This window comes from Roseimaritima sediminicola (genome assembly GCF_009618275.1).
Taxonomy (GTDB): Bacteria; Planctomycetota; Planctomycetia; order Pirellulales; family Pirellulaceae; genus Roseimaritima; species Roseimaritima sediminicola.
The window spans coordinates 24346-30345 of sequence record NZ_WIAD01000064.1 but is presented as its reverse complement, the minus strand read 5'-3'; the positions used below and the strand labels follow the sequence as shown (position 1 = coordinate 30345).

Here is a 6000-nt window from a genome sequence, read left to right as displayed (position 1 = left end):
CGAGCTACTGCTTGAGGAGGAGCTACTGCTTGAGGAGGAACTGCTGCTTGAAGAGGAACTGCTGCTTGAAGAGGAACTGCTGCTTGAGGAGGAGCTGCTGCTTGAGGAGGAGCTGCTGCTTGAAGAGGAGCTACTACTCGAAGATGAACTGCTGAAGAAACTGCTTGGCGAGCTGCTGACCGACATGCCTACCCCGTATTCCTAGATGTCCTGAAAAGGCCCAAAGCCGAACCGACGCAATTGACTCGGCAGGCTCAGGGTAGCGGTCTCAGGCGGGGGGTCAATAGTTACCGCCATATTTTTGGCGAGGGAACCTAACCTAGCGTCGCAGCACCGGGGACGAACGCCTCCAACCGTTGAAAGAAATTGCGCCATTGCAAAAGGGCTGACTCCATCGACCAATTCATTTCCAAAAAACTGCGTGCCGCGCGAGTCATTTGGGTCCGTTCATCAGATTCGTACGCTGCTCGTGATGCGTAATAGACGAAGTCGCGCTGATCACGACACAAATAGCCCGTTTTGCCATGCTGCACCAACTCACGCCAACCGCCCCGATCATCCACAATCAACAAACAGCCACTGGCCATGGCCTCAAAACCCACGCGGGGTAGGTTCTCGTAGGTCTCTGATGCTTGAATGATACAGTGGGCGCGCTCGTAGACATCTTGAACCGGCATGCCGCCGGGTTCGATAGCTTGGATCCAATCGGGAACCGCTCCAATCTTGTCGCGTACCGCCTGATCGACCCCCAAGATCGTGCCGCTTTTGAGCACCGGTGCGACCATGGTTTCGTAGATCCAGAGTTGCGAGGGGTGGTACTTGCCCGGGTCTGACCGTGACAGCCGAGCGAATCGGAATGTCTCTTCAGATCGGTGCTCATGAAACGGAAAGTCCGCGAGATGAAAGTAGGGTCGTACTTTGACGGGTACGTACCGGTCGTTGATCTCCTTTAGTTCACCGCAAACTTTCTCCATCACATGATCGGTCTGGTATAGAAAAAAGTCGATCAATCCGTCTCGATGCCGCTCTTTTTCCTTGTCGAACAGCCAAGTCATGCAGTTCACGAAAGTCGTCGAGCGAGCATAGGACCGGATCGCGGGAAGGTTTTCGAGAAAATCACCGTTGCAATACGAAATAACGTGTTTGCCTTGGCAAGCCGACCAATCTCGCGGCGTGTGAATTACGCAGCCACGGGCCTCCATACCCATGCGGTGGCAGTTCGCATCGAGCGGACCGGTGTGCACCAGATGCACTTTGACGCCCAGACGTTGCCAGACGTGGATTTGGTGGTCGAGCTCCGTATCGGCCCCGCCCAGATGCGACGGAAAGCCCACCACGCAGATTTCATCAATCATCGCTACTGTTCCTCGTCTCCTAGGCTCTGTCTAAAAACCTGGTTGGGTGGAATGGATGGGGACGAGACGCCGCTAAGACCTTGTGGGAATGGGGCGGCTCGGTGGTAGGACCCGACGCTCGCGCGTTCGGCTCAGGTTTTCAGGCAGAGCCGAACCGTGTCCAGTCGTCAGCCCCGCCGAGCAGAAAGACGACATCCATATTCGCTTTGAGAGCATCGGCGACCCAGGTTTCCAAGCACCGTCGGCGTCGCTCAGGGTAGGCATGACACGTCAGCGCCCCGATCAGTATCTTGGTCACGGAACCTCAGCAGGCAAGAACACGGCGCCACTGAATGGATTCATCCGATCAACCCACGGGCGCAAAACGAAGAAAAGTTGGTTAACGCAATTGTGCCGGCGAAGGCAGACAGTTGCAACGCGCGCGACGGTTGCCCGCATGCAGATCTACGCTGCATGCGGTTCCTTTCCAACTGCACTTTAGGGGATTGGCTTAAACCTGCTCGAGGCTCATCCCAGCACTCCATCTCTACCATCGAGTAGAGCCAGCCACATAGGTGCCAGCAACCGATGTCCGGCGAACGCCGAAACCACTGCGCCAAACCGGCAAACAACAAAATGCCCGCGATTGTGTAGGCCAGATAGAGCATGCCCCCGACCACCCCGGTAGTTTGCGTTCGTTAAAACCAACCCAGCGAGACCAGGCTGTAGCGGACGATCAGGCCGGCGACGACCACGCTGACCATGCTCATCAATTTGATCAGGATGTTCAGGCTCGGGCCGCTGGTGTCTTTGAAGGGGTCGCCCACGGTGTCGCCCACCACGGCCGCTTTGTGTCCGTCGCAACCCTTGCCGCCCAGGTGACCGCTCTCGTAGTACTTCTTGGCGTTGTCCCAGGCTCCGCCGGCGTTGGCCATGAAGATCGCCACGCAGAAGCCGCTGGTCAGGCATCCGACAAGCAATCCCAGCACGCCGCCGACGCCCAGCAGCAGACCGACCGCGATCGGCATCACCAGTCCCAGCACGCTGGGGACGAGCATTTGGCGCTGCGCCGCCGTGGTGCTGATCTGCACCGGGCGTTTGTAGTCGGGTTTGGCTTCGCCAGTCTTGATCAACGGATTGGCGTCCAATTGGCGGCGGACTTCCACGACCATCTGTTCGGCGGCGTGTCCCACGGCTTTCATCGTCAGGGCGCAGAAGACGAATGTGGCCATCGCGCCGAGGAACAATCCGATCAGGACGCGTGGGTTCATCAGCGTCATGTCGTAGTACTCGCTGAAATCCTGCAGCGTGGCGGTTCCCAGCGGCACCAGGGCCGCCCCGCTGGCGCTGAACGTGGGAGCGGCCAGCGTGACCAGCATGCTGTCCGTCTTGGTCGACTCACTCGGCGAAGCTTCGGGCAACAGGATCACGCCGTCGGATAACCGCGCCGGACCGTCGGAAAAAGGAACGTCGTACCAGGACTCGGCCAGCCGTGGATCGCGCGCGACGCGCGGCTGAACCAGATAGGAAGTGGTGTCGGGGCCGTGGCGGTGCAGCAGGTAGCCCGGCGACAGTTTATAGAACCCGTCCTCTTCCACGACTTGGGCTGCGGACTGACCCCAGCGATCGAAACCATCGCGAACGCCCTCGATGTACGCGGCCAACAGCGCCAGGGCCGTCAGGGCCGCCGAACCGATGGCGAACCCTTTGCCGGTGGCCGCCGTGGTATTGCCAAGTGAATCCAGCGCGTCGGTACGCTGCCGCACGGTGCTTTCCAGCTGGGACATCTCGGCGTTGCCGCCCGCGTTGTCGGCGATCGGTCCGTAGGCGTCGGTGGCCAGGGTGATCCCCAGCGTGCTGAGCATTCCCACCGCAGCGGTGCCCACGCCGTACAGCCCCAGCGAAAAGAACTGCAGGTCGGTAAAGCGTCCGCCGGCGGCGAACCCAAAGGCCGCCAGGGTCGCCACACAGATCACGATCACCGGAAACCAAACACTGAGCATGCCGTCGGCGATGCCGCCGATAATGATGGTGGCCGGACCGGTTTCGGCTTGTTTGGCCAATCGTTGTGTGGGCCGAAACTCGTCGCTGGTCGAATACTCGGTCCATTTACCGATCAACCAACCGGCCAACAGGCCCACCACCACACTGCCGGCGATGCCGGGCAAGCCGAACGGCAGCAACGTGCCAGGGACGCGAGGCATTAACAAATACGCCAGCGCGATGGCCAAAATGATCATCAGCACCGCGGCCAGATTAATGCCCCGCGAGAGGGCTTTGAGCAGCAATTTCTGAGACGCCTCTTCGCCGCTTCGCACGGCATAGATGCCCACAATCGAAGCCACGATCCCCGCCGCGGCGATGGCGATCGGCAGCAACAACGCGGCGGCCTGAACGCCGACCACCGAACTGCCTTCGGGCAGCAGGGCCGGCGAGGCAAACGCCGCCACACCCAGAGCCGAGGCGGCCAGGATGGACCCGCAGTACGACTCGTACAGGTCCGCGCCCATGCCCGCGACGTCGCCCACGTTGTCGCCCACATTGTCGGCGATCGTGGCCGGATTGTTGGGCGAATCCTCTTCCATACTCTGTTCGACTTTGCCCACCAGGTCCGCCCCCACGTCGGCGGCTTTGGTAAAGATCCCTCCCCCGACGCGAGCGAACAACGCCTGGGCACTGGCCCCCATGCCGAAGGACAGCATGGCCACGCTGATCTGTTCCAGCGAATAAGCGTGCTCCTGGCCGACAAACAGTGGCCACAGCCAGTACATCACGGCGAACCACAAGCAGATGTACAGCAGCCCCATGCCGACGACGGTCAAACCCATCACGGCGCCGCTGCGAAACGCCACCTGCAGACCGGCGTTGAGTGACGTGCGAGCGGCCGCGGCGGTGCGGCTGCTGGCCTGCGTCGCCGTCTTCATGCCGAACCATCCGCACAGCCCCGAAAACAGACCGCCGGTCAAAAACGCGATCGGCACGAAGCCGTTCAGTAGATGCAGGTGGTAGGACGCGACGGCCAACAGGGCGGCGACCACAACAAAGGCCATCGTCACCAAACGGTACTGCTGCCACAGGTAGGCGTCGGCACCTTCGCGGACGTAGCCGGCGATCTCGCGCATCAGCTCCGTGCCCTCGTCCGCCTCCATCATCCGTTTGTAAAACTTAAATGCCCACGCCAACGCCAGGATGGAGGCGAGCAGTGCGCCCAGCCAAACAGTCAAAATCACGGTTGCTTCCCTCGTCTGATTACGTCTGCTGAAGTGCCGCGGTCAGTGTACGCGTTCCCGCAGCGCATGCCAGTAGGGGCGGGGGTGTTGTGACGGAAAATCTGCCGCAGTTGTGGCGGTAGTAGCCGTTAAGCGTCCGTTGTTGGTGCGGGGCACGATCGCAGAGCACCGGTTATCATAGAGCACCGCTTCCCTATCCCTTCCCTGAATCACCAGGATTTTCTCGCATGCTTGACGCATTTTTCGGTTCGCTACGGCTCGGTAATTGGACGCCTGCCCGTGCGTGGGCCGCGTCGACCGTGTTGCCTCTGATGTTGCTGGCCGGCGGTCCGCTGGCGGCGCAGGAGGCTTCCCAAACCCGATCCGGTTCTGCGTCCGATCCCCCGCCCACCGTCGAAACGGCCGAAACCGCCGAAACGGGTTCGACCGGCATTCAGGCTCGGATCGATTCGACCGGTCCCGGCTGGGTGACGTTGGACGAGGACGATTTTGTCCGCGTCAACGGCTACCCCGACACGTTGGTCTGGGAAGGCGGGCTGGCCAAATCCACCGGCAAACCGATCGGCGTGACCCGCACGGCCAAGCAGTACGAGAACTTTGAACTGGTGATCGAGTGGCGGCATCTGCAGTCCGCCGGCAACTCGGGCGTCTTTGCCTGGGTTCCCGAATCGGTGCTGGTGGACCTGCCGCCGGGCCAATTGCCCAAGGGCGGGATCGAAATTCAAATGCTCGATCACGGCTACGCCACCCAGTACAAGCAGCGAACCGGGAAAACGGGCGACTGGTTCAGCACCAACGGCGATGTGTTCGCGGTCGGCACGTCGACGATGAAACCCTTTCCGCCGCTCTCGCCGAATGGCAGCCGCAGCTTTCCGCGGGCGGACCGCAGCAAGGGGTCGCCGCAGTGGAACCATTATTACGTCCGCGGGATCAATGGCGAGATCCGCTTGTGGGTCAACGGCGAAGAGGTTTCGGGCGGACGCGACTGTAATCCGCGAAAGGGATACTTGTGCTTGGAAGCCGAAGGGGCCCCGATCGAATTCCGCAACATCCGCGTCCGCGAGTTGCCGTAGCCATCCTCCCCGTAGCTGAAGTCGCCAGACTTTGGAGAGCTGCCAGCCTCGTGCTCGTGCTCGTGCTCGTGCTCGTGCTCGAAATTTAACACGTCGCATAACGAACCTCCTGGGCCCCGCTGCGGGCCGAGTACGAGTACGAGTACCGCTGCGCTGAGTACGAGTACCGCTGCGCTGAGCACGAGCACGAGCACGAGCACGAGCACCGCTGCGCGGAGTACGAGTCATTTCGCTGGCCTGGCCCGTACTCTGGCGAGTTCCGCTATGGGAGCCTTCTACAGGCTGGAAGCCGATGCCACTGTCTGCTGGGTTGTCGGCTCTGGTAGACTGCGGTTGATGGTTCTCTTCACGAATCCGGGCTGT

The 6000-nt window shown here is 61.0% G+C and carries 5 protein-coding genes; 2 read left to right on the top strand and 3 right to left on the bottom strand.

The window, feature by feature from the left end; translation table 11 throughout:
* Positions 1 to 205: hypothetical protein (locus GE027_RS23185; RefSeq protein ID WP_202617490.1), on the top strand; the 205-nt coding region annotated here is incomplete at its 5' end.
* A 109-nt stretch (positions 206 to 314) separates the two neighbouring features.
* On the opposite strand, the gene GE027_RS20470 is transcribed toward GE027_RS23185, so the two are convergent.
* The 3 genes from GE027_RS20470 to GE027_RS20465 form a co-directional block, all read right to left on the bottom strand.
* Complete coding sequence (locus tag GE027_RS20470) at positions 315 to 1355, bottom strand: glycosyltransferase (RefSeq protein WP_153559090.1); 1041 nt, start codon at positions 1353 to 1355, stop codon at positions 315 to 317.
* Between the two features lie 139 nt (positions 1356 to 1494).
* Positions 1495 to 1653 carry a hypothetical protein gene (locus GE027_RS22885; RefSeq protein WP_162006853.1) on the bottom strand — a complete coding sequence of 53 codons (159 nt, stop codon included), beginning with the start codon at positions 1651 to 1653 and terminating at the stop codon, positions 1495 to 1497.
* 379 nt (positions 1654 to 2032) lie between these two features.
* Positions 2033 to 4564, bottom strand: coding sequence for a sodium-translocating pyrophosphatase (locus tag GE027_RS20465; RefSeq protein WP_153559089.1), 2532 nt, complete (start codon positions 4562 to 4564; stop codon positions 2033 to 2035).
* 227 nt (positions 4565 to 4791) lie between these two features.
* Here GE027_RS20465 and GE027_RS20460 point away from each other — a divergent pair, with 227 nt between their 5' ends.
* Positions 4792 to 5637, top strand: coding sequence for a 3-keto-disaccharide hydrolase (locus tag GE027_RS20460; RefSeq protein ID WP_153559088.1), 846 nt, complete (start codon positions 4792 to 4794; stop codon positions 5635 to 5637).
* Positions 5638 to 6000: the final 363 nt, after the last annotated feature.